Origin of the sequence: Nisaea denitrificans DSM 18348, from assembly GCF_000426505.1 — a bacterium.
In the GTDB taxonomy this organism is placed as follows: Bacteria; Pseudomonadota; Alphaproteobacteria; order Thalassobaculales; family Thalassobaculaceae; genus Nisaea; species Nisaea denitrificans.
This window is the reverse complement of record NZ_AUFM01000018.1, coordinates 1-25,850: the sequence shown is the minus strand read 5'-3', so window position 1 is coordinate 25,850 and position 25,850 is coordinate 1. Positions and strand designations below refer to the sequence as shown.

The window sequence follows — 25,850 nt, the reverse complement described above, 5'->3', positions numbered from 1 at the left end:
TCAGTCTCCGTCCCGGCTGTTGAAACCGGGCGAGATATCGAGGGCAACCGCAAGCTTGGTGCCGAGCAGGCCTGTCAGCGTTTTCAGGTCCGCGCGGAGTGCCCGTAATGCGTCGCGCCGCTCCGGCGCTGTGAAAGCATCATAAAGAGAGCCGTCGAGTGCGGTGGCCTGAGCGACTGTTGTCTGGAAGCCGGCCGTTATCCGGTCGGCAAGCGCGATCTCTCCAACCTCCCGCAGAGCCTGGTCGAACCCGCCGCTCCGATACAAATCCCCCGCGCCTTTCAGAGACTCGACAAGAATGGCTTTGGACAGGCCGCTGCGCCAGGCTTCGGCCAGTTTCGGGCGGGCCTTGTCCATCTCGGAGCCAAGCGGCCGTCCGAGCCGCACGTCGTGGCTTGCTTCCAGCTCACCAAGCAGGCTTTGCAACAGCTCGACCGGTACCTCATAGGCTTCCGAATAGAGGCTGTCCTCCGTGCCTGCCATGGCAACTGTATGCGCGTAGCCGTCGGTCGGGTTCCAGTCGGTGGCAACATGTTTGGCCATGGTGGTGAGATTGCTGGCGATCGTCTCCGTCAGGGTGCATTTGAAAGAGCCTTTGGAGCCGGCAAATCCCGCATGCCCGTCAACCAGCAGCCGCTCAAGAGCCGGGAGGCCCTGAACCGCGATGCTGGTTTTGGCGAAGGTCGTTTTCTCTAGCGCCGCGCTGTTTTCCGCCGCCAGTACCCGGGACAGCTGTTTGCCGACCTTGTTCCGGAAATCAGGCCAGAACTGGATGCGGAATCCCCGGTTCTTGATCTGCACCGGGCCGAACTGGATATGCCGGATGCCTGCCCAGGTGAGCCAGTAGCTCCGGAAAGCGCTGTCGAGGGCAGTGAAGTTCTGCGCCGTACGGCCCTGACAGTAGGCCGTGGCGGCAGCTTCAAGCCCGGCTCCGGCGGTGGCGAGATGTTCATAACGCGGGATGATGTGATCGAAGACGCTCGCTTTCGTGATCGCCCTGAAGGTCTCGTCCGCATCAGCCGCATGCGCCGGTCCGGCTGGCCCCGCGGCTGAAATTGCCAGGAAGGAAACCAACAGGATGAGGATGCGTTGCATGGCGTGTCGCCTAAAGCGAGTTGAGAAAACGAAGAAGGTTCTCGCGATCCCGGGTCGGGAGGGCGATCACCCGGTCGCGCGTGTCGGTCGCTTCGCCGCCGTGCCAGAGAATGGCTTCGAGCAGGTTGCGAGCACGGCCATCGTGCAGAAAGTTCGTGTGTCCGCTGACGGTTTTTGTCAGGCCGATGCCCCAGAGCGGCGGCGTGCGCCATTCCCTGCCATCGGCAGATCCGTCAGGGCGATTGTCAGCGAGACCATCGCCCATATCATGCAGCAACATGTCCGTATAAGGCCAGATCAACTGAAAGGATTGTTCCGGCCGCAGCGGATCGCGCGGGGTGACATATTTCGGACGATGGCAGGCAATGCAGCCCGCTTCGTAGAACACTTTCTTGCCAGCCAGCACGCCGGGATTGCCGACGTCTCGTCGGGCAGGGACTGCGAGGTTACGGCTGTAGAAGGTCACGAGATCCAGCAGGTGATCGTTGATTTCGACATTGCCGCTCTTGGGATCTCCTCCGTCCGGAGCCGACATGCAGGCGGTCTGGGCGAATGTGCAGTCTCCGGCATTTCCCGGATGCAGGCTGGAGGAAATCCCGAGATCGCCGGAAAAGGCGTCGGTGACCTGGTCCTTGAGGGTCGCCTGGTTGGCTTTCCAGCCGAAGCGACCAAGCATCATTTCCTGGGCCAGCTTGCTCTTGATCCGGTTGCCGCGCCCTGAAATGCCGTCACCGTCGCGATCATCGGGGTCGGCCCAGCTCAGGATATCCTCAGCCGCAATAGCCTCGAGCATGCCAAGGCCGATCATCGGAGAGGCAATGCGCGGGGAGATCATCAGGTCGTCCCGGAGGGGGCCGTAGCCCAACGCGCTAAGGGCGATCACAGGCTTGCGAAGGGAGACGACTGTGCCATCAGACAGGGGCACAGGGATTTCCTCGTAACTTACGGTGACGGCTGCTTCCGCCGTTTGGCCCGGTGTTGCGAAGTTTTGCAGCTGTCCGCCGTAGATGGGATCGGGAATGGAAGTCGCCGTACCCGAATCTAGCCTGGTATGATCTTCGTTGTTTTGTGGCCGGATGCTAAGGCGGAGCAGCAGGGAGACCGAGCCGCTTTCGGCCTGCAGGCCGTCCGGCGCTTCACCGCGCCCATCCTTAAGATGGCAGCGCTGGCAGGACCGCGCATTGTAAAGGGGGCCCAATCCGTCCGAGGATTTCGTGCTGGCGGGCGAGCTGACCCACATCTTTTTGAAAATACCGTCCCCGAGCTCGAAATAGAGCCGGCGGTCGAAGGCCATGTTCGCGGAGGGATGGGAGAAGGCGTCGCCGTTGATCCGTTTGCGGTGTGTAGCGGCGCCAGCCTGCATGATCTCGTATTTCTCCGGTTTGGAGAAATCGGACGTCGGCGTGGTGATCCGGGCAATGCGGTCCTGCTCCGTCTCCGCAAAAGCGGAGGACAGGCAGGCACAGTAGATAAGCAGCGCGCAGGACAACAGTCTCGGTCGGTTCAGCATGATCCGGTTCTAGCGCAAAGTGGCCCGACTAGAATAGAAACTCGAACAGAAAAGAGGGGACGGCGTGAGCCGTCCCCTTTGAGTGGGAGAGATATGCTGGTGCCGCACCGGTTACTGAAAAACAGCCCCCGGATTGTCTAGACTGTCAGAGCCTTCAAATTCGAGGGCTGACAGACCGAGCGCTGCGACGACACGCTCGATCGACCTGGTTTGCACGGTAAGGGCATCCACGGCGGCCTGAACGATCTCGTTCCCCCGTGTGTTTCCTTCCGCAAGCATCTGGTCATAACGCTCCCCCTTTTCCGCAGTGTCGGAGAGGGAGGTCATCTTGTTCATGGTGGCATCGAGAGCGGCGCGCAGTTCCTTGTCCGCGCTGCTGTCCTTGCCGGTGACGAAAGCGGAGAGGCTTGCGCCCTTCACGACAGACCCGTCGGTCCGCTTGTATTCGCCGAGATAAACGTTCCGGATACCGAGGGCATCGTTGTAGTGCGAGCGATGGGTGTTATCGCTGAAGCAGTCATGCTCTTCCTCGGGATCATGCAGCATCAGGCCGAGCTTCATCCGCTCGCCGGCCAGCTCGCCGTAAGAGAGGCTGCCCATGCCGGTAAGAATGGTGGCGATGCTCTTGTCCGCATCGCCATCGACAAGGCCGGTGCGCGCGGCGCCACCATCGGCCCACTGTGCCGTCATCCATGCCAGTTCATCGACGAGCATGTCGGTCGCGGTGGTGAGATAGGCAGCTCGACGCGCGCAGTTCCCGTTGGTGCAGTTATTCGTATCGAAATCCGAGGCCGGACGGATGCCGGCGCCAGGCCCGGTGCCGTTGAGATCCTGGCCCCAGAGCAGGAATTCGATGGCGTGATAGCCGGTCGCGACATTGGACTCGATCTCGTCTATCTCATGCAGCGACTGGATGAGCTTGCGGTCGATACTCGTGGCGTCCAGCACCTTGCCGGCGATGGTCGGCTTCGGGTTGGCGATCACATTGGCGGTATAATAGGGGTTACCATCCGACTCGGCGCCGTAGATGTCGGTCTGCACGTAGTCGATCAGGCCTTCGTCCAGCGGCCAGGCATTCACCTTGCCTTCCCAATCGTCGACGATGGCATTGCCGAAGCGATAAGCCTCAGTCTGCTGATAAGGCTCGCGGGCCTCGATCCAGGCGCTGCGGGCAGCACCAAGAGTGGCGTCCGTCGGTGTGGCGACCAGCGCTGCGATCGCGCTCCGGAGTTTCTTGGCGCCTGCCAGGGAGTCCCCATAGGCGGCGGCCGCGATATCGGAATAGGTATTGATGATGTCTTTCTTCGCGCTCATGTCGTCTGCCTGGACCGGCGCGGCGGAAAGACCGCCTGCGATTGCGAAGGCCGCAACCGCCATTTTTGCTAGTGATTTCGTTCGCATATCTGGTTCTCCAAAGACCGTCCGCGAGATCTCCGTCTCGCTGGTTCCGACGTCGATGAAGGGACATTATTGAAAGTCATTCTCAATTGCAACAGCAAAAAAGTGACTAAATTGGTCTTCTTTAAAAATGATATAAATCAGATGTTTGGTTGATGTTTTGAGCTGTTCTTGCTGCGCTGACGCTGAGAAATGCTAGTCCGGAATCGCCCCGAGAACCAAGGATGCATAGAGCTCTGAATGCGTGACCAGTTCAGCCAATTGGAGGTCGTCGAGAGTGACTTTGAGGTGCAATCCTGCCTCGCTCTGCATAATGAAGAAGCCACCGATAGTGACGTCTAAGCCGTCAAGGCGGACATAAAGCGGACCTGGAGGAATTTGCGGTATTTCCCCGGTGAGGAGCATACCTGTCAGTGAGATGTTGGTGACTTTCACCTCCCAGGGTTTGGAGAAATCCGTTGTCAGAGATAGTCGGCCAGACAGAGATGACGCCCGGCGTGTAAACTCGCGCCGGTTGGGGGGCTTGCTGGAAGCAGGTCTGTTTGTGTTTGCCGTCATCTGTCCCGGTCTAACCGAGAATGCCGGTGCAATTCTCGATTTTCGCATGAGTCCAAATCGTTCCGAACTGTATCGAATCGGTGAAGTTAGCGCCAGATATCTTGGCCCGGGAGAAATCGGTGCCCTGCAACACTGCGCCGTTGAATATCACGGGGATTGATTTGCCGGTGCGCTGTTGCTGTGCATTGTAGATTTCAGCGACCTCAAGCCGGGCACCGAGGAACTTGGCTTCGACCAGACTCGCTTTGGCGAAATTCGTTCCGCGCAATGTCGCCCCGACGAAGCTCGCTCGGTTCAGTTCCGCCCCGGCGAAATTCACCAGCATCAATTCGCACTGATTGAATTCCGTACCTTCGAGCTGCGCTTTGGCGAACGTAGCACCGCGCAGATCGCAGCCGGTCAATGCGAGGTTCTTCAGATCCATTCCACCGAAATCGGCCCGTTCACCGATTTCGCCGTCCGAGATAATCCACTGGCTGTGCTGCCGGATGATTTCAGCGATGTCGTCCGGTAGATCGGCGGCGTTTTCTAATGTGATGGCGCCGTCGAGGTTGGTGTTGTGGAGGGTCGCCTTCGACAGGTCCACATTGCGCAGGTTTGCCCCGGAGAGATCGCAGTTGCTCAGATTGGTTCCCTTGACGGATGCGCCGGCAAGCACAGCGCCGCGCAATTTGGAGCCGGACAGGTCGGCGCCATCCAGGATCGCGCCGGCCATGTTTGTTGCGTGCATGTCATCATCGGCAAACATAGTGCCGATCGCACGGACGTTTTTCAGGTTCGCGTCCTCAAGGTCGGCGCCCTTCAGGTTGGCGTCGTTCAGGTTAGCGCTGTCGAGGTTCGTGCTGACGGGACCATCACCGCTATTGCCGGACCAGCGGACGATCTGACCGGGCCGGAGATCGGCGTTCGTCATCGTGGCACCGGTAAGGTCGGCCATGACGAAATTGGAGCCGCGGACATCCGTTTTGTTGAAGATCGCGCCTTGCAGATTTGCCCAGGCGAAGTTTGATCCGTACAGGTCTGCCTCGCTGAAGTCGGTCCCTATGCAGGAACTCTCGGAAAACTCGGCACATGGAAGGATGGTTTGTATCAGGGACATATAGTCGAGACGACAATGAGATGCGTCGAGATCGTCGTTCTTCAGGCGCAAGCCACCTGGACGCCCCGTGAGAAAGGTATGGTGCGATTTAACCGCCGCCATAAACTCTTCGGGAAGCGATTTGAACTCAGTGTTGTCGAATGCCACGGTCATGACTTCATTCAGTGTCCCAGGTCTTTTCCGAGTTTGGCTCGGAGTATTGTTTTTTGATCCGGTGCGGAAACCCTCGGAAAGAGAGACTCAGGATTCGGTAGGACAACCCCAGAGCGTTTGAGTGCAATGGAGTTTCCGCCCAGTAAGCAATGACATAGTGTAATTGTGATTCCTTTACGCAAGGTGAAGATCCATGCACGGCGATACCCAGGGACATCAGGCTTCCGGACGGCGCGACGACCTGCGCCTGTCACTGAACCAGTTGCTGTTCGGGCTGTCCCAGTTCGGCTCGAACGCGGTTGTGGCCTGGCGTCCGTCGGGTAAGGGGCTTGAACTCATCCTGTTGCCGAAGACCCGCTTGTTTGAATTGAAGGATCCAATAAGCCGGGTCTTTGAAGGCCCTCGCCATCTGAACGACGGGGAATTTAAGCAGGTCACGCAGTTCGTCGGCGTTCAGCCGACAGAGATCAGGCTGGATTTCCCGATCGGGGGCGGATCGAACGGGTTGTCCCACGAGGATGTAGAGTCCGTCATGTCGCGCTATTCGATAGGATTCGCGCCGTTCCGTACGGTGTTCCTGATTGACGTGGTCGGGTTTTCGAAACACACCCCCGAAGAGCAGGCGAGCCATCTCTCGACACTGAAGTTCAGTCTGTCCCTCGCCGAGGCGACGTTGCATCGCGCCGGTCTGCCGATGGAGATGGGGCGTTCGACAACAGGTGATGGATATTACGTCTGGAATCTGGAGATGGGGCTGAACCAGGATGTCAGCCTGTTTGTGCTGATGACGCTATTCTCGCTCTACTACAAGAGCCTGCAGCGTGAAATGTCAGAGAAAATGCCTCTGCCGGAACTCCGCATGGCTCTGAGTGGCGGAAGCCATTACGTCTTCTATGAGCCGAGCCCGAAATATGTCGCCAGGCACGAATACATCGTTGGCGATGTAACGATCAATGTGGCACGTCTGATAGGCAAGGCGCGGACGAACCAAATTCTGGTCGGGGACTGCGTGAATCTGGCCGAGGGCCCGGAGCCCTGGACCACGCAACGCTACGTGCTGGCGGCGAACAAGGTCCTGGACGGTTTCAAAAACCTGAAGGTCTTTGGCAATGAAGTCGAAGAGAGCCGGTTCTACCTGACGGGGCCGCGCGACGAAGCGCGCTTTCGCAACCAGAAGATCAAGATCGTCGACAAGCATGGTTTCGAGCACATTTGCTACAATGCCAAGGTGAACACGCATATGAAGGACGGGAGCGCAGTATTCGCGGGCCTGCAGCATAGCGATTTACGCGGCGTTCCGAAGCTCTGAAGCAGCTTCGCGCCGAAGTTACTTCACGATACCGTTCATATCGACGCCTTCGAACTTCACATTATTAAGGTTCGCCGCGCTCATATCGGTCTTGCGCACTTTTCCGGTCCGCTTGCCGTCGGCCCCGAAAATCGGCATTGCGCCAACATGGGCGTTCGACAGGTCCGCGCCGCTCATGAAAGCGCCTTTGAGATTGGTGCCGAACATCAGCGCGCCTGCCAGGTTTGCATTCATCAGGTTGCACTTTTCGAGATCCGCCAGCACCAGATTTGCGAAGGACAGGTCCGCATCGCTCAGATCGCAGGAATACAATGCCACTCCGGTCAGGTTTTGCCGGCGCAGCTTCAGTTTCCGCAGCGACATCGACTTTATGGTCGCGCGGGAACCGCGGACGCCATTCGATTGCAGCCATTCGAAGTGCTGTGCGAGGGCGGTGCGCAGTTCCGGAGGCAGGGACTTGAAGTCGCCAGTGGTATCCAGATCGATGCTGAGTTTCAGGTTGTTGATCTGGTCGAGCGCATCCGAATCAATTTCCGCTTTTGCCAGCGCGTCTTCGCTGACCATGCTGTTTGCCAGGCGGGCACCTTTAAGGATCGTCCGCTCAAGTTTGGCGTTCGTCAGCCGGGTATCGGAAAGATCCGCATCTTCGAGATTGGCGCCGGTCAGATCGACATTCGACAGGTCCGAGCCGAACAGCTCCGCGCCTTTCAGGTTCGCTTCCCGCAGGCTTGCGCCGCTGAGATCGACATTTGAAAGTTTGGCGCGTTGTCCGCGGGCGAAATCCATAAGGCATTCGCTCAGATCGCTTTGCTCCATGCCGAGACGTTCGTCGGGGGAGTTTCCAAGCACCAGCCCACCCCGGAAGTCCGCGTCTTCCAGATCCGCATGAGACAGATCCGCATTCTTCAGATTAACCCCGCGCAGGATTGTACGCTTCAGCTTCGCCCGCCGCAGATTGGCGCCCTGGAGCTTTGCGCCGAACATGTCTGATTCGCTGAGGTCGGCCCCTTCGAGGGTGGCATTCCGCAGATGGGTGCCAACCATAATGGCGCGGGCAAGCATAGCGTTCGTGAGGTCAATGCCGTTTAAATCCAGGCGGGACAGGTCGCACTGCTTGCCTCCGGGCTTTCGCTGGAGCCATTTTTTGTGCTCGGCAAGATAGGCGCCCATGAATTTTTGGGCATCCTCCTGCAGAAGATGCTGATCTAGTGACCCTGAGGTCATAGAGTCCCCCAAACCCGGATGATCTGATGCTGGCCGGGCATTAAGCAAACAGTATGGTTGTTTGCTGGAGATTTTTATATACCAGATCGGGTTTCATATTGAACTAGCCTCTGGACTAGGGTGGCGGGGGCTTTGACATGAGGCTTCCTATTCAGGAAGAAACCGACGAATGCCACTGGGTGAACCTCTGGTGGGGCGTCTCCCGAATTCAATAAAAGCAGGAGGGTTGAACCCGATGGATTTTAAGCAGATCAGCGAAAACTATGCCGCAAAAGGCCAGGTTCTCCCGCAGGAAATGAGTGAGATTGTGGGACTCGGGTTCAAGACGATTATCAACAATCGCCCCGACGGCGAGGAAATGGGGCAGCCGGAAGATGCCGAGCTCAAGGCTGCCGCGGAAGCCGCGGGCCTATCCTATGTTTTCATCCCGATAACCTTGCCGACATTATCTCCGGAACTGGTCACGCAGCACCATGCGGCGATGGAGGCGGCTGGCGGGCCGGTTTTTGCGTTTTGCCGCAGCGGGACCCGCTCGACAATCCTGTGGGCCCTTACGCAGGTGTGTTTTCACGGAAAATCCATCGCTGAAGTGACGTCTGCGGCCGCACGGGAGGGATACGATTTGTCCGGCATGGCGCCGTTGCTGGAGGGCTATAGGGAAGCACTTGCTGGATAGGGGGAAATTCTGGCCGGCAGATCGCAGTAACGCATTCGTGTGAAGCCGGCCAATAAAGTCCATTTTTTTTATAATAACTTTGCAAGAATAAAGTTAAATTATACTTGAGCACTCAATCTAATAAAAATTTTAGACAAAATCGATTTGAATGGTAAGTTGTCGCCTCGACCAGCCTGATTTCATTTCAGGCTTCCTGCGCTTCGGATTTTGGGGCTAGAGGCGTTGCAATTAGAGACGGAAGAGGTTCTGGGCGACGCAACGCTGATTGCGATGTACGCCTACTGGACCGGCATAAAGGGCGGGAATGATATCCCGCTTCGGCGCGATCTTGATCCGGCAGAGATCGGGCCGAAGCTTTTACCTTACAGCCTGTTGACCGACGTGGACACAAGCCTCCGGACGGTGCGTCATCGCGTGGTCGGCACGAATTTCACGGATTTTTTCGGCAGCGATATCACGGGAAAGGATCTTTCCAGTGTTCTCAGCGGGAATTACCTGGATTTCATACTCGGCCTTTACACGCTGGCGTGCGAGCGCCGGGCGCCCGTTGTTGCGCACAGCAAATTCATGTGGGACCAGGGCCGCCTCCTGAAGACGTCTCGGCTTATCATGCCGCTGTCGAAAGACGGCTCCCGCACGGATATGAGCCTCACCTGCCAGATCTTCGAGGCGGGTGAAGGGGCAAACCATCCACGGGTTTTCATCGTCGCAGATGATGCTTGGGAAGATGTCTCCGGGAAATTTTCCTATTTAAGCGTCGATCCGGCCTGACCCCGCACTCGCTTAGATAACTTCTTTGTCATACCTTTGTGCTATCGGCAGGGAACTGATCAACTCGGATGGGCGATATGGGACACAGCTACGATCTGGCGATCGTCGGCGGGGGAATTTGTGGTCTTTCGAGTGCGCTCGCGGCCTCAAAGCGCGGCAAGCGCGTCGTGATCATTGACCGGGACGCGCAATCGAATGGAGCGTCCGTCCGCAATTTCGGCTTTGTGACGGTTACGGGGCAGAAACAGGGCAAGACATGGGAGCGGGCGCACAAATCGGCTTCGATCTGGCGCGATATCGCTCCCAAGGCTGGCATACCGGTACTTCATGACGGATTGCTTGTGACGGCCCAAAGGCCGGAAGCGGTTGGGGTTCTCGAAGAATTCGCCGCCACCGAGATGGGGCGCGACTGCACCCTTCTGACGGCCGAGCAGACCAAGGCAAAGGCGCCAATGCTGGGGCAGAAGATTGTGCTTGGTGGCTTGTGGAGCCCGCATGAAGCGCGGGTCGAGCCGCGTCAGGCTCTGCCGCGTCTGGCGCAGTATCTGGAAGCCAGCTGTGGTGTTGAATTCCGCTGGTCTACGGCGGTGACCGGCGTCTCAGCGGAAACGGTGGAGACCACGACGGGGACGATCCGGGCCGAGTCGGTCATTGTCTGCCCCGGTCCCGACATCGCGACGCTCTATCCGGAGCGGCTGGCATCCTACAATCTCCGGCTCTGCAAGTTGCAGATGCTTCGGGTCGCGCCGCAGCCTCCGGAATGGAAGCTGCCGGGTGCGGTCATGTCGGATCTCAGTCTGGTGCGCTATGAAGGCTATACCGGCTGCGCGGCCTCCAAGGTGCTGCGCGAGCGGCTGGAGCGGGAACAGCCGCAATGGCTGGCGCACGGCATCCACCTGATCGTGGTGCAGGGAGCGGACGGTTCTCTCGTCGTCGGTGATTCCCACCATTACGCACCAACCCCGGATCCATTCGCGCCGGCGGTGGTGGAGGATCTGATCATGGAGGAAGCCAGCCGGATGCTGCAGCTTGCGAACCCCAGGGTGATCGAGCGCTGGACCGGCATCTACCCGTCCGCGCCGGACCGCACTGCTTTCATCGATACACCGGAGGACGGGGTTCGGTTGCTGGTCGTCTCCAGCGGTACCGGCATGAGCACCGCCTTTGCCCTCGGCGAAGAGACCATTGCCTCGCTCTATGGGGCCGCAGCTTAATCGAAAAGGAAATTCAGATGTCCAACGCCGACAATCATGTCAAAGCTGTCATTTTCGATTGGGCCGGAACCATCGTCGATCATGGTAGCCGGGCACCGATGGGAGTATTCCAGCGGGCGTTCGCCGCGTTCGATGTCGAGATCAGCATCGATGAAGCGAGGGCCCCGATGGGCCTGCCGAAATGGGATCACATCAAGGCCGTTGGCACTCAGCCGCGTATCGCTGAAGCTTGGCAACAGGCCCACGGGGCTGCATTCTCCGACAACGATGTCGACCGGATCTACGAGATCTTCGTGCCGATGAATGTCGATGTGGTTCCGGACTTCGCCGATATCATTCCGGGTGCGCTGGATACGGTTGCGGCTTTGCGCGGGAGGGGCATGAAGATCGGCTCCACGACCGGGTACAACCGCGAGATCATGGAACGGCTGGTGCCGATCGCACAGGATCGCGGCTATGCACCTGACAACATCGTTTGCGCCGGTGATCTGGCGCATGGTCGCCCGACTCCGCTGATGATGTACAAATGTTTTCTGGATCTCGATGTCTGGCCCGCCTCGGCCTGCATCAAGGTGGACGACACCGAGCCGGGGATTGCCGAAGGCAACGCGGCGGGCTGCTGGACCGTGGGTGTGACTGTTTCCGGCAATGCCTTTGGATTGTCTCTGGAAGAAACCGAAGCGCTGGACGAAGCGGCGTTCGCGGAGAAAAAGCGCCAGGCAGAAAAGACGCTGCGCAGCTGCAATCCGCACTATCTGATCGACAGCGTCGCATCGCTCCTCGACGTGGTGGACGATATCGAGGCACGGCTGGCCAAAGGCGAGCGTCCCTAGAGAATCCGGGTAAGGGCGTGTAATCGCCGGGCCCGGTCACCAAATATAAAGAGATTCATGAAATCGTCCTGTTGTGGCGTGACGATGCCGTCCCTTGGTTGCTATGGCTGGTCCGTCACGCTGTTTGACACACTCGATACGAATTGAACTGTCCGATGATAACTCCTCTCAGCCGTCTTTTGCGTTACCGGCTCGTCATTCCGATCCTCCGTGGGACGGGGTTGCCGGACTATACGGCGCGGGGTGTCGGTATCGGAGTCGCGGTGTCTCTGACGCCGCTGGTCGGTGTGCAAATGCCGATTGTGGTTGGTATCTGGTCGTTGATCAGGCTGATGCGCCCGTCCTGGACCTTCAATCTGGTCGTGGCGCTCGCCTGGACCTGGGCGACCAACGTCTTCACGGTCCCGATCGTCTATTATGTTTTCTTGCAGACCGGGAACCTGATGCTGGGCCGCTGGGAAAACCTGACGGCATTCGGTCATTTTTCCGAGAGACTGGATGCAATTCTGAGTCTCGACGTCTCAGGAATTACGGCTGTCTGGACCTATCTGACGGCGATGTTGGACGAATGGGGCCTGCCTCTGTTCGTCGGCTGCGTGCCATGGATGATCGTAGGCGGTTGGATCGGGTATCGTTGGAGCCATATCTACATCGAGCGCTTCAAGGTCGCGCGACGCGAACGACAGGATCGGAAGGCCGCACGCAAGCAGGCGGCGGCGCTCAAAGCCGGCCAACCGGCCGCTGACAATCATCATTGATTCAAATACGGAAAGGGTAGCTATGCGGGGGCATATGCTCAAGAGCAGTCCGGAAACGGTGCATTGGGGATTCTTCGATGCGGATCTTACTCCGGCCCTGACGATTTCCTCGGGCGAGGAAGTCACCATACAGTCGATCTCCGGCGACAAGCCGGTCCTGCCGGGAGACGGCTATACGGTTCTCCCTGAGCATCAGGCCGTTATCGACCAAATGCGCCCGGGTTTGCCCGGTCACATTCTGACCGGCCCGGTCTATGTCGAAGGCGCCAAGCCCGGACATGTGCTGCAGGTCGACATTCTCGACGTTAAGGTCCGGCAGGATTGGGGCTTCAATTACAGCGCGCCGCTCAAGGGCGCGTTGCCCGATGACTTCGACGAAATCACCCTTTCCATCATCGCCATCGATACCGAGCGTAATATCGGTCGCCTGCCGTGGGGGCTTGAGCTGCCGCTGCATCCGTTTTTCGGTGTGATGGGTGTTGCGCCGCCGCCGGTCTGGGGCCGCGTCAGCACCATTCAGCCGCGTGCCAATGGCGGCAATCTTGACAACAAGGAACTGGTGGCGGGCACAACCCTCTACCTGCCTGTTTTCGTCGAGGGCGCGCTGTTCTCTGCCGGTGACGGGCACGGCGCCCAGGGTGACGGCGAGGTCTGCGTGACAGCCATCGAAACCGCTCTTGAGGGCCGCTTCCGCCTGACGGTGCGGGATGACATGAGCCTGACCCTGCCGCGCGCCGAAACGCCGGATCATTTCATTACCATGGCCTTCAACGAGGACCTGGACGAAGCGGGCCGGGACGCGTTGCGTCAGATGCTTGATCTGATCACGGCTCGTACGAACCGCACCCGAGCTGAAGCTTACATGCTGTGCAGCCTGGCCGCGGACCTCCGGGTCACGCAAATGGTCAATGGAAACAAGGGGATCCATGTTATGTTGGCAAAACACCTGCTGGCGGATGCCAGCTGAACGGAACGATGAACGGGTGATGAAATGAAGAACCCCATTCGATTTGTTCGTACGGCGTGCTTGCTGGCTGCACTTGTGGCCGGTGGCACTGTGCCGGTCTCATCGTCCGTGGCGGAACGCATGTCGCCGGAGCGCACCAACCCGCGCCACCTGTCACGGGTGGCGGAGAAGCCGAAATGGCGGATGAAACGTGTCTCGGTGGTTAAAAAAACGATTTACGAAACCCCCCGGAAAGCCGGCCTGCTTTTCATGGATAGCAGGCCGATGAGGCAAGTCGTCGAGCTGGATCAAACGGCGACGGATGCATGCCGGGTTGGTCAGTTTCGGCGCTTTGGCGGTGGTTTCGTCCGGATCGGAGGCGAAGTCTACCGTGCCGCACGCGCTCGGGACATACGGGGGCCGAGAAATGTCGGGGCTCAGGACGGCATTTATGTATTCAAGCGCGAGGGCTCGACTCGCTGCACTGTATATCTGGCAGATAAGCGTTAGGGCGGATGCGGGTGCTTCCTTATTTCTTCTTCGGTACCCTGATGGATCAGGACGTGCTCTCCCTTGTCCTAGGTCGTGATCCGGGGCAGCTCTCGACGGTGGCAACCCTGTCCGGCTTTGCCCGTGTCCGGGTTGAAGGCGAGCCTTACCCAGCCTTGGTCGAAGATCCCGACGGGCAGGTCGAAGGCCTTCTCTTGCGTGAGTATGGGCCTGAGGACGATCAGCGGATCCGGTTCTTCGAGGATTTCGATTTCGCCATTGAGCAATGTTCAGTCGACACCGCATCGGGTCCGGCGAGGGCTCTCTATTGCGGCGCCGTGCGGAATATCGCGCCGATGGATATCACCTGGTCCTATGCGGATTGGGTCCGTGACGAGAAGCACCGGTTTTTGAAGGTCGCCGGGATCTATATGGCCAGCTTCGGCGTGCTTGATCCGGAAGAGGCGGATCGTCTCTGGCTCGATACGGTCCGGGAGATTTACGGGAGCTGAGAGTTGGGATGCCGGGAGAATGGTCTCAGTCGAAGTGCTCGTGCGGCAAGGCGCCGAGACCGAACCGCTCCCGCCAGGCCAGAAACAGGCGGGCCGTATCGATAGCGTCGCCGAGAGCTCGATGCGCCGTTCCGGCCCGCTCCAGCTTCATCACTTTCAATGCTTCGTCGAGCGAAATCCGGCGTCCGCCGGCCAGGACATATTCCTGGACCTGACAGAGATCGAGGTAGCAGTGCGAGGCGGGATCGACGGCGCCCTTTGCCTGAACCTCGGTATCGAGCAGCGCATCGTCGCTGCCCCAACCGACCCAGAGTTTTGACGTCGACCCGTAGGTCTTGCGCAACTGCCGGCAGGCATCCTCGAAAGGAATTCCATCAGCCTGCATCATTTCATCCGTAATGCCTGTGAAATCGTTGCAGAACGGGGAAATGCGGGAGGCGGTGGGGCTGGTCAGCATGGAAACGGTACGGCTGATCTCGTCCCGCTTCAGGTCAATCTCGGCAACACCGATCTCAATGATCTCCGGACGCTCACCGTCGGGCGGCAGCCCATCCCAGCAGGTCAGCTCAAGATCGACGACCAGCACCCGGTCATGGCGCAGGTTTTTATGCATTGCAGGGGCTATCCGTGATTCCCAGGCTCGTTCTCAGTTGACGCGGGATAAGAGGGACTGAAATGCAAAGCCCCACCGCGCATGAGCGTCGAGTGGGGCATAGCATGATTACATGCTTCTTGCATAAAACAGACTATCGAGCGTTTAGCTCTCAAAAACTTGGTATGTCTGCGGACTTGAAGCGTCAGCTGCCGCTTGTTGCCGTCGCGTTCCGTTCTCAGGAACGCGTTACCTGATTCGGTGGCTCCATCGCGATATACGACCTCCCTGTTGTGGATTCCGTGTGTCCGGATGGGACATGAAAAGAGTGCCTCCGAATCGGATGAGGGTCAATGGATACACAGGGTTTTCCCTCGCATAGGTCACGGTTGAGCCTTGCGGGGAATGCATGCCGGTGATATCTGAAATTGCTGATGAGGCAGCCTCCGGATCCGCGGAAAGCGTTAAGCACCTTGATACAAACCTGATATTTCCGGTTTTCCTCCGGCGCCCGACATAGCGGATCCATGGGCGCGCAAACGGGAGAAAACGGATGTCCTCCGATCTCGAAAAATTGCGCCGTACGGCGAAACTGCTGAAGAAGGCCTGCATGCGTGGCGATGCCGACGCGCTTCGCCGTCTGCGATCTGTCGTGCCTGCACCGAAAAAGCCGCTTCACGCCGATTTCCTGCATGTCATCGCCGTCGAGGAGGGCCACGAGTGCTGGCCCAAGCTGAAGCTTGCTCTGGAGACGGCGGGTATGACCCGCTCGGGCCGGGCAAAACGTCTCCGGTCCGCTCTCTATCACGGCCAGACCTGGGTGACAGAGAGGCTGCTGGGGGCGGATCCGGCGCTTGCTCATTTCGATCTCGCGATCGAGCTGGCTCTGTATGATCTGGAAGCGGTCGAGGTCCGGATCGGGGCGGACCCGTCCCTCGCCATCGCCGAAACTCATGGCCGGACACCGCTGCTCCATCTCTGTTTCTCGAAATATCACACATCCGCAGACGTTCCGGCGGACCGTATCCTCGCGATTGCGGAGCTGCTCCGGCAACACGGTGCGAACCCGAACGAGAGCTATGCGGAGGAGCCCGGAAGCGAACATCGTTTGTCGGCGCTTTATGGCGCTGTCGGGCATGCGGACAATATGCCGGTTGCAGAATGGTTGCTGCGGCATGGCGCCAATCCGGATGACAATGAGAGCCTCTATCATGCGGTGGAACTAAACCATACCGAGGGGCTGAAACTGCTCTGCCGGCATGGCGTCAATCCAGCGCGCACCAATGCGCTGGCCCGGGCACTCGATTTCGACCGGATTGAGCCGGTGCGAATTCTGCTGGAGCACGGTGCCGATCCGAATGAAGGGCTGCACCATCACCATCCGGGCGGCCAGCCGCCGGTGACGTTCACGACGCTTCATCAGGCGGCCCGGCGTGGGCGGTCCGGCGCATTTGCGGAGCTGCTGCTGTCTTTTGGCGCGGATGCGACTGCCCTATGGCGTGGGCGCAGTGCCTACGCGCTGGCATGTCTTTACGGCAATCGGGATTTCGCACGGGTTCTGGAAGAGGCCGGTTTCGGCGAGGAACTTGATCCCGGAGCAGCGATTCTGGCTTCCTGTGCCGATGGGGCACAGCCGCAGCGCAGCGTCCGGGGTATGGAGCTCGGCAGTGAAGACAGAAAGCTCGTGGTCCGCATCGCCGGGACCCAGGATGCGCTGCCCCAGATAAAATCCCTGATCGAGGCCGGACTGAATCCGGACGAAGCAGACGAGATGAAGCTGACGGCCCTGCATGTCGCGGGCTGGAATGGCCGGGTGGATCAGGTCGACTATCTGATGGCGCAGGGCGCGGATCTGACACACCGCAACCGCCATGGCGGTGATGCCATCGGGACGGTCATTCACGGCGCGGAATTCGCTCCCCGGTCGGACGGGGCGGATCATGTTGCCTGCGCCCGGTTGCTTCTGGAGGCCGGGGCGCGATTCCCCGCCGAAGATATGGAAGCGACAGGCTCGGAGGAAATGGCTGATTTCCTTTCCGACTGGCGAGAGGAGCATGGCGCCGCGCCTTTATCCTCCTGATACTGACCGAAAGCCGGATCGGAGCGACATGATCGCTCCGATCCGCAGCAGGGAGGATCGAGATGGATTTAGGACTTGAAGGTAAAAGCGTTCTGATCACCGGCGCATCGAAGGGAATTGGTCTCGGCTGCGCGAAGGTGTTCGCGGCTGAGGGGTGCGGGGTGCATCTGGTTGCCCGTGATGGAGAGCGGCTGGAGCAGGCGCGGGACGAGTTGGTCTCGGCCGGCGCCACCTGCACAATTCATCCAGTGGATCTGTCCGCCCCGGGTGCGGTGGAAGCGCTCGGTGGCGCACTGCCGGTGCCGGATATTGTCGTGAACAATGCGGGCGCCATTCCGGGCGGTGATTTGCAGGCCATCGATGAGGCCACCTGGCGTGCTGCCTGGGATCTCAAGGTGTTCGGCTATATCAACATGACCCGCACCTTCTATGCCCTGATGAAAGAGAAGGGCGGGGGTGTGATCTTCAATGTCATCGGTCTTGCGGGCGTGAAGCTGGATCCGAAATACATCGCCGGCACCGCGGGCAATGCCTCGCTCAATGCCTTCACCAAGGCGATGGGCTCGAACGCGCTGGCGGATGGCATGCGCGTGCTCGGCGTCAATCCGGGACTGGTTGCGACAGACCGTCTCGTCACACTGCTGAAGACCAAGGCTGCTGACGAGAAGGGTGATGCGGACCGGTGGCAGGATTTTCTGGCTGGCCAGCCTCTGGGCCGGGCCGCCACTGTGGAGGAGATCGCCGACGTGGTGACGTTCCTCTGCTCGCCGCGTGCGGGCTGGGCGACAGGGATCGTGGTCGATCTCGATGGCGGGCAAACCTACCGCTGAGCGGCGGTCTGTAGAGCTACGGTCCAGCCACAAACAAAAACGGCCTCCGAAGAGGCCGTTTTTTCGTCAGGTTCCGATGCGTCACACGCCGGCGCGATAGAGCCGGCCGTTGGCCAGTGACGTCTTGGAAGCGCTCACGCTTACAGTTGCGGGGGCCGTCACGGCTCGGGCCCCTTTTGGATCGTCCCTTCCATGTTCCCTCTTAGTCCACAGGCTTTGCCTGCTAAGGAACCAGTATCATCATCACGGATCTAGAAAGCGGGCCGGATGAGCAACGGGTTTTTTGGCCCTCTGTCGCACTCACTCAAAATGGAGGCGCGGAATCGCCCGGGACCGCAGCCCTATAGCGGCAATTTGTTTCCGTGCAACGGGAGACGATGTATTTCTCCTCATAACCGAATCTGTTTTCCTGGCGATCAATGACTTCATCGACATCCGATTACACGCCGATCACCCACCCGATAGAGATGCCGGATTGCCCGTATCTGATCTACGGCACGGATGCGCTGACCCACGGGCTCATCAACCTGATCAAGCTGATCCGGCCTGGAGCCTTGTTTTCAGGAGTGGTTGAAGAGGGAACTGTCCCGGCACCAACCGGTGACAATGTCGTCCTCATTTCCGAGCCTGACTGGCTTCGCCGTGCTGTTGAACTCGGTGCAGCAGGGTGGACGGCGGACCGTATTCTAGTGTTTCCCTTCGCGACGGATTGCCCATCGAACGGGCTCGCGGTTTTCATGACCAGGTATGCCCAGATGGTTGGCCTCGATCCGGCGGCAGACCGTACGGACGTTATCCAGCTGTCATCGAACGTTGCCACGGATATGTTGCTGCGGGACGGGCATGCCAAGGCCGAGGATGGCAAGATCAGCATCGCGCCCCGCTTGTTTCCGTCTCTGAACGATCCAAACCGGATCAAGGCGCATGTAGGGCAGATCAATGCTGTAGGATCTGCGCTCGCTGATGAGTGCAGCAAGAATGCCTACCGGTCCGTGCTTCTCGGCACTCCGGCGAATAGGGCGGAATGTTTCGTCAATACAATGCTCCGGGGTCAGCAGTATTTCGAATACGCGCGGGTTTTTCCGGGCGATACAGTCCTGAACTTCGGTGTTTTCGACGGGTTTGAGCTCCCGGTCTTCGCCGCGCTGATGAAGGGACGCGGCCGGCTCATCAATATCGATCCGCTGGGCTACCGTTTCCTGTCACGCTCCGTTCGCACGGCAATGGAGCAATTCGAGGGCGTCGCTGAAATCTGGCCTTACTGCGTCACGAACGAAGATGGTGTGGCCGATTTCCTCGCATATGACGACGGGCAGGCGGCATCCCACGAGTATTCAATGACGCAGGAGGCGAAGGAGCGAAGCCCCGACAAGCTCCAAACCTTCCCGACCCGGAAAATCACGTCGCTGGTCGAGGAAATGGCTCCAGACCGCATCGACCTCATGAAGTTCGACGTGGAGGGGGCTGAGGAGATGATCCTCAAGGACATCGCGCCGATCATCTCCCGATACCGCCCCAAGCTCGCTTTCAGCGTCTATCATGCAACACGGCATCTCTGGGAAATGCCGCTTGCGCTGATGGAGATGTGCGAGGGGTATGATTTCTATTTTGGCAGCTATTCGATGACCCGGTACGAGTCGATTTTTTATTGTCTCCCGCGTGATTGAACCGAAAGGTACCGAGGCGCTCAAATCTTCAGCTTGAAGCCCTCATGACTCGCCTTGAAACCGAGGCTCTCATAGAACCGGATGGCATCTGACCGGCTCTTGTCGCTGGTCAGCTGTATGATCGCGCATCCGTGCTCCTTGCAGGTGGCGACGGCCCATTCCAGTAATTGCCGCCCGATCCCGCCGCCCCGCGCGGTCGAGGATATCCGCACGGATTCGATCTGGCCGCGCCAGAGGCCCTGGTGCGAAAGGCCGGGCAGGAAGGTGAGTTGGAGGGTACCGATGACGGCGCCGTCTTTCTCCGCGACCGCAAGAAGCTGGTTCTCGTCCGCTGAGATTGCTTTGAAGGCATCGCGGTAACAGTCGGCAACGGGCACGCTGGTATCCTCGCGCTGCCGTCCGAGCTCGTCGTCGGCGAGCATGGCGATGATGGCGGGAAGGTCGGCCTCGTCGGCACGGCGGAAGATAAGGGACATGGAACTGATCCGGTTGGTCTTCGGAGCGATTTCTATAGCGCCGGGGCATGCCGGGCGCGAGATATAAACTCCGCCATGCGGTTATCCAGCTCTCCGAAACCGGGCGAGCATGTCATGCGATTGCGGCCTTGGCTGGGGCAGCTTAAACTGCTGCTGTAAATCCTTTCAGGACCGGTGCGATCAATGCCGGAACGCGCTGCCGACCGGCGGCAAAACAAAGCAAAAAACGGGAATGGGAAACAGTCATGAAGATGCGTGCGGCCGTATTGCGGCAGTCGGGGGCAACGGCGCCTTTTGAAAAATCGCGGCCGATCTCCGTCGAAGAAGTGGAGCTGTCGAAGCCGGAAGCGGGCGAGATTCTCGTCCGGGTAATCGGCGCCGGATTGTGCCATTCCGATCTTTCCGTGATCAACGGTAACCGGCCGCGCCCGGTGCCTTTGGTGCTTGGCCATGAAGGCGCCGGCGAGGTGGTTGAGGTTGGCCCCGGCATCCGCGATTTGAAAGCGGGCGATCCGGTTGTCTTCCAGTTCAGCGCCAATTGCGGCCGCTGCCGCCGGTGCCTTGAAGGCCGCCCGCAGATCTGTGAGGTCAATGCCGTGGCCAGGGCCAAGGGTGACCTGATGGGCGGCGGACGCCGCCTGAAATCCGCTTCCGGCGAATCTCTGGCACACCATTCGGGTGTCTCCTGTTTCGCCGAATACGCGGTGATTGATCGGGGCAGTTGCGTCAAGGTCGACGACAGCATTCCACTGGAGAAAGCTGCGATTTTCGGTTGTGCGGTGATGACCGGTGTCGGCGCTGTGTTGAACACGGCCCGCATCCGGCCGGGAGACAGCGTGGCGGTGATCGGGCTCGGCGGAGTCGGGCTGAACGGGTTGCTCGGCGCCAAGGTGGCCGGCGCGGGCGCCATCATTGCCATCGACCTGAATGACGACCGTCTCGGCCTCGCGCGTCAGCTTGGCGCGACACACACGTTTAACGCCAAGGATCCCACCCTGGCCGAACAGGTCCGGGACATTACGCACGGCGGGGTCGATTTCGCGTTCGATTTCGCCGGAGCAATCCCGGCGATGGAGACCGGATACGGCGTGCTGCGTGCTGGCGGTGAGCTTGTGGTCGCCGGTCTGGCGCCGGCCGACAGCACCTTTACCTTCACGCCGCCGGCGATGGTATCGGACGAAAAGGCGATCCGGGGCAGCTATATGGGCGGGTGTGTCCCGGTGCGGGATATCCCGCGCTATATCGATCTCTATCAGCAAGGCCGGTTGCCGATCGACGCTCTGATCAGCCGGTCGGTCGGGTTTGACGATATCAATGAAGGCTTTGACCGGCTTGCCGACGGCTCGGCCATCCGGCAGATCCTGATGCCGCACGCGGCTTGAGGGTGGTTTGTTCTTCCGGTGCCCTGGGGCGGGCGCCGGAAGAACGGGCAAAAGAGAACAGGCATCAGTGCGTGAGATGACAGCCATTTCTACAATCGCGTATGATCCATGGCATGGTGTCTTGTCCGACCGCCCCGGAGATGGATCGTGAGCCGTACCGATAACGAACGCAGTGCGCGCCGTAAGGCGCGGATCCGCGCCAAGGCTTTCTCCGGTGGGGAACGGCGCAGCGACAGACTGCTCCGCCAGATGGTCGATGCCGCCGAGGAGGACGAAGCCGTAATCGGGATGGGGCTGTCCGACCGGATCTCACGGAAGCTTGGCCCGAAGGGGCGCTTCCTTGCGGCAGCAACGCTGATCGGCGCGCTTATCACGGCCGCTTCTATCTATTATGAGCGCAGGATGGTGGATACGGCGGTCCATGCGGATTGGCAGGACGAGGCCCTGGTCGCGCAGGGACATAAACTCTACCGGGATAATTGTGCCTTCTGCCACGGCGATTCTCTGGAAGGGCAGGCCGGCTGGGATGGCGATTTTCCGTCCGGAAACCGCCCGGGGTTACCGCTGGATGGAACCGCGCCGATCTGGCGCCTCAGCGATGACGATATATTCGATGTGATCAAATATGGCGGCCAGCCATTCTCGCCACGCAGCTACAAGAACAATATGCCGGGGTTTGAAATTCAACTCGCCGACCCGGGCATATGGGCTCTCGTGGCGTTTCTGAAAAGTCGCTGGCCGGAGGACGTCCGACAGCGGCAGGCCAAACTCGAAAGTGAACGGGGTGGTGGCGGATAGCCTTCTTGCCGGGCGGTCCGGTCACGCGAGCCCGGCTGATTTCAGTCGGCGTTCCAGGTCCTGCATGCGGGCTCTCTTGCTCTGTGTGGCATCGCTATCCGCGAGATAGCTTTCCAGAAAATCGGCCTTCTTCATAAAATCGTGCGCCGATTTGCGTGCCGTTTTCAGGGTCGCGGCTCCGATCAGGGATCCTTCGCCGATCAGGTCGATCACGATGAGGGCTTTTTTAGCGGTGGATCCCGGGCGTGTTTCCAGCTTCTTGAAGTAGTCGTTATTCTCCAACAGTTCCTCCTGAAGCTCTTCCAAAGTCCGGCAGATCCGGTCCTCGATGCGTGGGGGAAGATTGTTGGCCTTGGTCTCCTTGTGAACCTTGCCAAGGAAGCCTAGCTTTTCCTCAATCGATCCTTCCTTGCCCGACACGGCCCGGGAGAAGTCCGGCTGACCGACGATCGAGGTGACGTATTTCGAGAGATAATCCGCGCCTCTCTCGCTGATCGCCTGCTTGCGTATCTGGAGAGCCAGGTAGACCTTCTCGCCGACATCGATGCGGCCGCCAAGCAGGAGATCGATGGTCTCGTCGCTCAGCAGGGACGCTTCGCGTTTCTGCAGCCCAATCTCACAATCCTCGCCGCCAAGGAAGCCGTTGGGCGTTGACAGGCGCTTGAAGATCGCACGTACCCGTTCCAGCTCCGTGCGAAGATCCCCGCGCGTCAGCCTGCCACTTGAATTCAGTGCCAGCGTCAGCATGCGCAGCAGGACATCCCGTGTTTCTGGGATGTAGCCGGTTTTTGCGAGGGTGTAGAATTTCTTCGCATTCGCCGGCTTGCCAGGAGCGTGGGACGGCTCGACGTCTCCATCGTAGAGAGCAAGCAGGCGGTCTATTTCTTCTCCGGCGGTGGGCAGTTCGCCGAAAATCTCCTTGCTGATATTCGGTGCGCGAAGGATTTCCGCGATGAAGGAATCGAAATGCCCGAATGCCTCGAGACCGGCAATGTCATGGCCGAGCTCGTAGAGGGTTTCGAACTTCTTGATCCAGTCATTGATGCCGTCAAGTGTCGCCGTCAGCGCGGCCCGAATCCGAAAAGCCTGTTCAGAGGGGCTTTCGCCATCCCGAAGTGCGATGACATCCGGAATCATGCTTTTAACGAGTTTTTCCGGCGGTTCCTTTTCGTGCTTCTCCAACGCTTCCTTATACAGGCTGTCGGTAATCTCATAGAGGCGGCGCACCCGTTCACTGACCGGGATGTTGGTGCCTTTGACCTGCGCGATGGCGGCCTTCTGGACCGCTTGCATAAGGGTGGTTCCGGCATCGCTGAAAGCGCGTTGATGCCGGCTCGAATGCAGTAATTCCATCGGGGTAAGGCGCACGGATTGCAGATACCGACCGGCAGCGCGGCCGATAGCATCACGCGACTTCCGCGAATAGAAGTCGGATACGTCTTCGCAGACGGCATCCTTGAAACTTTGCGCTTCTGCTTTTTGCGGGTCCATCACTCTTTCTGCACGACTTAACTGAAAGAAAGCTTAATTCGATTGGTTTTTTTCTTGTTAACCATGGAATTAGAACATGAATAACGGGAGTGTTCTATAACGGGCAACAGGATATACATGTGACATATTTCACTCATGCGGTCTTCCGGCTCAATCATGATTTTGCCGAGCGTATTCGTATAGGGCGACTGCTGTCGCGGCCGATACATTCAGGGTCGCTACAGGGCCCGAGGTCGGCAGGCGCGCGAGCAGATCGCATTTCTCACGTGTCAGGCGCCTGAGACCGCTGCCCTCCGCGCCCATGACGATCGCGATCCGGCCCTTCAAGTCGGCCCGATCAAGCGTGCCGTCCGTCTCGCCGTCGAGCCCGATGCACCAGAACCCGGCATCTCTCAGCTGTTCCATGGTGCGACTCAGATTCGTGATGTGCACAAGATCAATCGCGTCCAGTGCGCCGGAAGCAGATTTTGCCAGAACGCCCGTTGTCGGCGCGGCATTGCGGTCCGGTGCGATCACCGCACGGGCCCCGAAGGCAGAAGCCGAGCGTAGTATCGCGCCCACATTATGCGGGTCTGTCACCTGATCGAGCAGAACCAGAAGGCACCGCTCGCCCGCATCTTCCAGAATGTCCTCAATCGCCACGTCCGGCAGGGGCAGAACTTCAGCAGCGATCCCCTGATGCACGGCATCGGGTCCGGCAAGCGTATCGAGTGTATCTTTCTCGACAATCTTCGGCTCGGGGATTTCGTCGCGCCGCGAGTCGGTCAAAGCACTCAGGCGCTGGCCGAGCTCTTCCTCGTTCCGTGACGTACAAAGCAGTCCGGTGATCCGGCGCTTTTCATTCTGCAGAGCCATGGCGACGGCGTGCCAGCCCCATAATATATCGCGGCCTCTAGGTTTCGGGGCAGGCTTGCCGTGCCGTCTGGCGTTGCTGGGCTTGCGGGACTGGGGTTTTGCCATGGTGACTACCTGATGCCCGGATTGCTCCGGAATGTTGCGGGAGGAAACAGGGGCCAATCGATGAATTGCCCTCGTTGCCGCTTTTGCCATGTTTTTCACGTTGACAAACAGAGTCTATTTCTCATATTTCGCACTCCCTTCCAACGCGGAAGCCTGTTGAGCCATTTCGGTGGCCTTCAAAATCGGCGTTTGGGGAAATAGGTGGGGTGCCCGAGTGGCTAAAGGGGACGGGCTGTAAACCCGTTGGCTATGCCTACGTTGGTTCGAATCCAACCCCCACCACCATCCTGCTTCCGGCGCCGGTTTCCGGTATTGGGGCAGGGACGAGATATAGAGGTTGGTTGGTGTTCGGGATGAGAGTCGCGGGCACCGCCGTGGTGTGCGATGTGCTGGGCGGGTGTAGCTCAATGGTAGAGCAGCAGCCTTCCAAGCTGAATACGTGGGTTCGATTCCCATCACCCGCTCCATCGCGCGGACGCCACGGACAGGCCAAGCACAGGGATCAATTCTGGTCATTCCCGGCGCAATGTCGGTTTGGCCGCCTAATCAAGCAGGAACACGTGCGCGATGGCGAAGGAAAAGTTTGAGCGGAATAAGCCGCACTGCAACATTGGCACGATCGGCCATGTTGATCACGGCAAGACGTCTTTGACGGCAGCGATCACGAAGGTCCTGGCGGAAGCCGGCGGCGCAAGCTTCACGGCTTACGACCAGATCGACAAAGCCCCGGAAGAGCGTGCTCGTGGTATCACGATCTCGACGGCCCATGTTGAGTATGAGACGGAAGCGCGTCATTACGCGCACGTCGATTGCCCGGGCCACGCCGATTATGTGAAGAACATGATCACGGGCGCTGCGCAGATGGACGGCGCGATCCTGGTTGTGTCGGCCGCTGACGGCCCGATGCCGCAGACCCGCGAGCACATCCTTCTGGCACGCCAGGTTGGTGTTCCGGCGCTTGTTGTGTTCCTGAACAAGGTCGATCAGGTTGACGACGAAGAGCTTCTTGAGCTTGTTGAGCTCGAAGTT

At 59.2% G+C, this 25,850-nt stretch carries 25 protein-coding genes and 2 tRNA genes; 17 read left to right on the top strand and 10 right to left on the bottom strand.

Annotation, left to right across the window (positions count from 1 at the left end; genetic code table 11):
* From K328_RS0113170 to K328_RS0113150, 5 genes are all read right to left on the bottom strand, one after another.
* On the bottom strand, positions 1–1,095 hold the full coding sequence (locus K328_RS0113170; protein ID WP_028466371.1) for an imelysin family protein: 1,095 nt from the start codon (positions 1,093–1,095) through the stop codon (positions 1–3).
* A 10-nt stretch (positions 1,096–1,105) separates the two neighbouring features.
* A complete protein-coding gene (locus K328_RS0113165; protein ID WP_084608297.1) occupies positions 1,106–2,605 on the bottom strand; it encodes a di-heme oxidoreductase family protein in 1,500 nt (499 codons plus the stop codon).
* Between the two features lie 111 nt (positions 2,606–2,716).
* Positions 2,717–4,006 carry an imelysin family protein gene (locus K328_RS0113160; protein WP_028466369.1) on the bottom strand — a complete coding sequence of 430 codons (1,290 nt, stop codon included), beginning with the start codon at positions 4,004–4,006 and terminating at the stop codon, positions 2,717–2,719.
* Positions 4,007–4,198: 192 nt separating this feature from the next.
* Positions 4,199–4,561, bottom strand: coding sequence for a PilZ domain-containing protein (locus K328_RS26690; RefSeq protein WP_156901336.1), 363 nt, complete (start codon positions 4,559–4,561; stop codon positions 4,199–4,201).
* A gap of 10 nt (positions 4,562–4,571) precedes the next feature.
* Positions 4,572–5,813, bottom strand: coding sequence for a pentapeptide repeat-containing protein (locus K328_RS0113150; RefSeq protein WP_028466367.1), 1,242 nt, complete (start codon positions 5,811–5,813; stop codon positions 4,572–4,574).
* 193 nt (positions 5,814–6,006) lie between these two features.
* On the opposite strand from K328_RS0113150, the gene K328_RS0113145 reads away from it, so the two are divergent.
* The gene (locus tag K328_RS0113145) at positions 6,007–7,122 is read left to right on the top strand and encodes a hypothetical protein (protein WP_028466366.1); all 1,116 of its coding nucleotides are present in this window, start codon (positions 6,007–6,009) and stop codon (positions 7,120–7,122) included.
* An 18-nt stretch (positions 7,123–7,140) separates the two neighbouring features.
* On the opposite strand, the gene K328_RS0113140 is transcribed toward K328_RS0113145, so the two are convergent.
* A complete protein-coding gene (locus tag K328_RS0113140) occupies positions 7,141–8,346 on the bottom strand; it encodes a pentapeptide repeat-containing protein (protein WP_084608296.1) in 1,206 nt (401 codons plus the stop codon).
* A 169-nt stretch (positions 8,347–8,515) separates the two neighbouring features.
* On the opposite strand from K328_RS0113140, the gene K328_RS0113135 reads away from it, so the two are divergent.
* The 8 genes from K328_RS0113135 (at position 8,516) to K328_RS25860 (ending at position 14,545) form a co-directional block, all read left to right on the top strand.
* Positions 8,516–9,022, top strand: coding sequence for a protein tyrosine phosphatase family protein (locus K328_RS0113135; protein ID WP_156901334.1), 507 nt, complete (start codon positions 8,516–8,518; stop codon positions 9,020–9,022).
* 222 nt (positions 9,023–9,244) lie between these two features.
* The gene (locus K328_RS0113130) at positions 9,245–9,793 is read left to right on the top strand and encodes a PAS domain-containing protein (RefSeq protein WP_156901332.1); all 549 of its coding nucleotides are present in this window, start codon (positions 9,245–9,247) and stop codon (positions 9,791–9,793) included.
* A gap of 77 nt (positions 9,794–9,870) precedes the next feature.
* Positions 9,871–11,007 (top strand): TIGR03364 family FAD-dependent oxidoreductase, encoded by a 1,137-nt coding sequence (locus K328_RS0113125; protein WP_028466362.1) that lies wholly within the window; start codon positions 9,871–9,873, stop codon positions 11,005–11,007.
* 17 nt (positions 11,008–11,024) lie between these two features.
* Entirely contained in the window at positions 11,025–11,840 is an 816-nt protein-coding gene (gene phnX / locus K328_RS0113120; protein ID WP_028466361.1) for a phosphonoacetaldehyde hydrolase, read from the top strand.
* 155 nt (positions 11,841–11,995) lie between these two features.
* Entirely contained in the window at positions 11,996–12,598 is a 603-nt protein-coding gene (locus K328_RS0113115) for a DUF2062 domain-containing protein (protein ID WP_028466360.1), read from the top strand.
* 22 nt (positions 12,599–12,620) lie between these two features.
* A complete protein-coding gene (locus tag K328_RS0113110; protein ID WP_028466359.1) occupies positions 12,621–13,565 on the top strand; it encodes an acetamidase/formamidase family protein in 945 nt (314 codons plus the stop codon).
* Positions 13,566–13,589: 24 nt separating this feature from the next.
* Positions 13,590–14,054 (top strand): hypothetical protein, encoded by a 465-nt coding sequence (locus K328_RS0113105; RefSeq protein ID WP_169721210.1) that lies wholly within the window; start codon positions 13,590–13,592, stop codon positions 14,052–14,054.
* A gap of 11 nt (positions 14,055–14,065) precedes the next feature.
* Positions 14,066–14,545, top strand: a complete 480-nt coding sequence (locus K328_RS25860; RefSeq protein WP_169721209.1) for a gamma-glutamylcyclotransferase family protein — start codon at positions 14,066–14,068, stop codon at positions 14,543–14,545.
* A gap of 25 nt (positions 14,546–14,570) precedes the next feature.
* On the opposite strand, the gene K328_RS23950 is transcribed toward K328_RS25860, so the two are convergent.
* Complete coding sequence (locus K328_RS23950) at positions 14,571–15,158, bottom strand: 3'-5' exonuclease (protein ID WP_036554271.1); 588 nt, start codon at positions 15,156–15,158, stop codon at positions 14,571–14,573.
* 532 nt (positions 15,159–15,690) lie between these two features.
* Here K328_RS23950 and K328_RS0113090 point away from each other — a divergent pair.
* The 3 genes from K328_RS0113090 to K328_RS0113080 all read left to right on the top strand — a co-directional run bounded on the left by K328_RS0113090 (position 15,691) and on the right by K328_RS0113080 (position 19,714).
* Complete coding sequence (locus K328_RS0113090) at positions 15,691–17,217, top strand: ankyrin repeat domain-containing protein (RefSeq protein ID WP_028466357.1); 1,527 nt, start codon at positions 15,691–15,693, stop codon at positions 17,215–17,217.
* 62 nt (positions 17,218–17,279) lie between these two features.
* On the top strand, positions 17,280–18,047 hold the full coding sequence (locus tag K328_RS0113085) for an SDR family oxidoreductase (protein ID WP_028466356.1): 768 nt from the start codon (positions 17,280–17,282) through the stop codon (positions 18,045–18,047).
* Between the two features lie 419 nt (positions 18,048–18,466).
* Entirely contained in the window at positions 18,467–19,714 is a 1,248-nt protein-coding gene (locus K328_RS0113080; RefSeq protein WP_028466355.1) for an FkbM family methyltransferase, read from the top strand.
* A gap of 20 nt (positions 19,715–19,734) precedes the next feature.
* Here K328_RS0113080 and K328_RS0113075 read toward each other — a convergent pair whose 3' ends face one another.
* Positions 19,735–20,190 carry a GNAT family N-acetyltransferase gene (locus K328_RS0113075; RefSeq protein ID WP_036554270.1) on the bottom strand — a complete coding sequence of 152 codons (456 nt, stop codon included), beginning with the start codon at positions 20,188–20,190 and terminating at the stop codon, positions 19,735–19,737.
* A gap of 245 nt (positions 20,191–20,435) precedes the next feature.
* On the opposite strand from K328_RS0113075, the gene K328_RS0113070 reads away from it, so the two are divergent.
* Together K328_RS0113070 and K328_RS25855 are read left to right on the top strand one after the other, a co-directional pair.
* Complete coding sequence (locus K328_RS0113070) at positions 20,436–21,572, top strand: zinc-dependent alcohol dehydrogenase family protein (RefSeq protein WP_028466353.1); 1,137 nt, start codon at positions 20,436–20,438, stop codon at positions 21,570–21,572.
* Between the two features lie 147 nt (positions 21,573–21,719).
* Complete coding sequence (locus K328_RS25855) at positions 21,720–22,370, top strand: c-type cytochrome (RefSeq protein WP_051284885.1); 651 nt, start codon at positions 21,720–21,722, stop codon at positions 22,368–22,370.
* A 21-nt stretch (positions 22,371–22,391) separates the two neighbouring features.
* Here K328_RS25855 and K328_RS0113060 read toward each other — a convergent pair whose 3' ends face one another.
* Together K328_RS0113060 and rlmB are read right to left on the bottom strand one after the other, a co-directional pair.
* The gene (locus K328_RS0113060) at positions 22,392–23,861 is read right to left on the bottom strand and encodes a hypothetical protein (protein ID WP_028466352.1); all 1,470 of its coding nucleotides are present in this window, start codon (positions 23,859–23,861) and stop codon (positions 22,392–22,394) included.
* Between the two features lie 150 nt (positions 23,862–24,011).
* Positions 24,012–24,821, bottom strand: coding sequence for a 23S rRNA (guanosine(2251)-2'-O)-methyltransferase RlmB (gene rlmB, locus K328_RS0113055; protein ID WP_084608294.1), 810 nt, complete (start codon positions 24,819–24,821; stop codon positions 24,012–24,014).
* Positions 24,822–25,021: 200 nt separating this feature from the next.
* Between rlmB and K328_RS0113050 the strand changes: the two genes are divergently transcribed.
* From K328_RS0113050 to K328_RS0113040, 3 genes are all read left to right on the top strand, one after another.
* Positions 25,022–25,106: transfer RNA gene (locus tag K328_RS0113050), tRNA-Tyr, on the top strand.
* Between the two features lie 108 nt (positions 25,107–25,214).
* Positions 25,215–25,288: transfer RNA gene (locus tag K328_RS0113045), tRNA-Gly, on the top strand.
* A 100-nt stretch (positions 25,289–25,388) separates the two neighbouring features.
* A partial coding sequence (locus K328_RS0113040) for a GTP-binding protein (protein WP_028466350.1) occupies positions 25,389–25,850 on the top strand: 462 nt, incomplete at its 3' end.

Coding starts and splice junctions, on each gene's coding strand:
- K328_RS0113085 (WP_028466356.1), top strand. CDS start 17,280: ATGGATTTAGGACTTGAAGGTAAAAGCGTTCTGATCACCGGCGCATCG.
- K328_RS0113080 (WP_028466355.1), top strand. CDS start 18,467: ATGACTTCATCGACATCCGATTACACGCCGATCACCCACCCGATAGAG.
- K328_RS0113135 (WP_156901334.1), top strand. CDS start 8,516: ATGCCACTGGGTGAACCTCTGGTGGGGCGTCTCCCGAATTCAATAAAA.
- K328_RS0113140 (WP_084608296.1), bottom strand. CDS start 8,346: ATGACCTCAGGGTCACTAGATCAGCATCTTCTGCAGGAGGATGCCCAA.
- K328_RS0113160 (WP_028466369.1), bottom strand. CDS start 4,006: ATGCGAACGAAATCACTAGCAAAAATGGCGGTTGCGGCCTTCGCAATC.
- K328_RS0113090 (WP_028466357.1), top strand. CDS start 15,691: ATGTCCTCCGATCTCGAAAAATTGCGCCGTACGGCGAAACTGCTGAAG.
- K328_RS0113105 (WP_169721210.1), top strand. CDS start 13,590: ATGAAGAACCCCATTCGATTTGTTCGTACGGCGTGCTTGCTGGCTGCA.
- K328_RS0113110 (WP_028466359.1), top strand. CDS start 12,621: ATGCGGGGGCATATGCTCAAGAGCAGTCCGGAAACGGTGCATTGGGGA.
- K328_RS0113125 (WP_028466362.1), top strand. CDS start 9,871: ATGGGACACAGCTACGATCTGGCGATCGTCGGCGGGGGAATTTGTGGT.
- K328_RS0113170 (WP_028466371.1), bottom strand. CDS start 1,095: ATGCAACGCATCCTCATCCTGTTGGTTTCCTTCCTGGCAATTTCAGCC.
- K328_RS0113070 (WP_028466353.1), top strand. CDS start 20,436: ATGAAGATGCGTGCGGCCGTATTGCGGCAGTCGGGGGCAACGGCGCCT.
- K328_RS26690 (WP_156901336.1), bottom strand. CDS start 4,561: ATGACGGCAAACACAAACAGACCTGCTTCCAGCAAGCCCCCCAACCGG.
- K328_RS0113145 (WP_028466366.1), top strand. CDS start 6,007: ATGCACGGCGATACCCAGGGACATCAGGCTTCCGGACGGCGCGACGAC.
- K328_RS0113060 (WP_028466352.1), bottom strand. CDS start 23,861: ATGGACCCGCAAAAAGCAGAAGCGCAAAGTTTCAAGGATGCCGTCTGC.
- K328_RS23950 (WP_036554271.1), bottom strand. CDS start 15,158: ATGCATAAAAACCTGCGCCATGACCGGGTGCTGGTCGTCGATCTTGAG.
- K328_RS0113150 (WP_028466367.1), bottom strand. CDS start 5,813: ATGACCGTGGCATTCGACAACACTGAGTTCAAATCGCTTCCCGAAGAG.
- rlmB (WP_084608294.1), bottom strand. CDS start 24,821: ATGGCAAAACCCCAGTCCCGCAAGCCCAGCAACGCCAGACGGCACGGC.
- K328_RS0113075 (WP_036554270.1), bottom strand. CDS start 20,190: ATGTCCCTTATCTTCCGCCGTGCCGACGAGGCCGACCTTCCCGCCATC.
- K328_RS0113115 (WP_028466360.1), top strand. CDS start 11,996: ATGATAACTCCTCTCAGCCGTCTTTTGCGTTACCGGCTCGTCATTCCG.
- K328_RS0113165 (WP_084608297.1), bottom strand. CDS start 2,605: ATGCTGAACCGACCGAGACTGTTGTCCTGCGCGCTGCTTATCTACTGT.
- phnX (WP_028466361.1), top strand. CDS start 11,025: ATGTCCAACGCCGACAATCATGTCAAAGCTGTCATTTTCGATTGGGCC.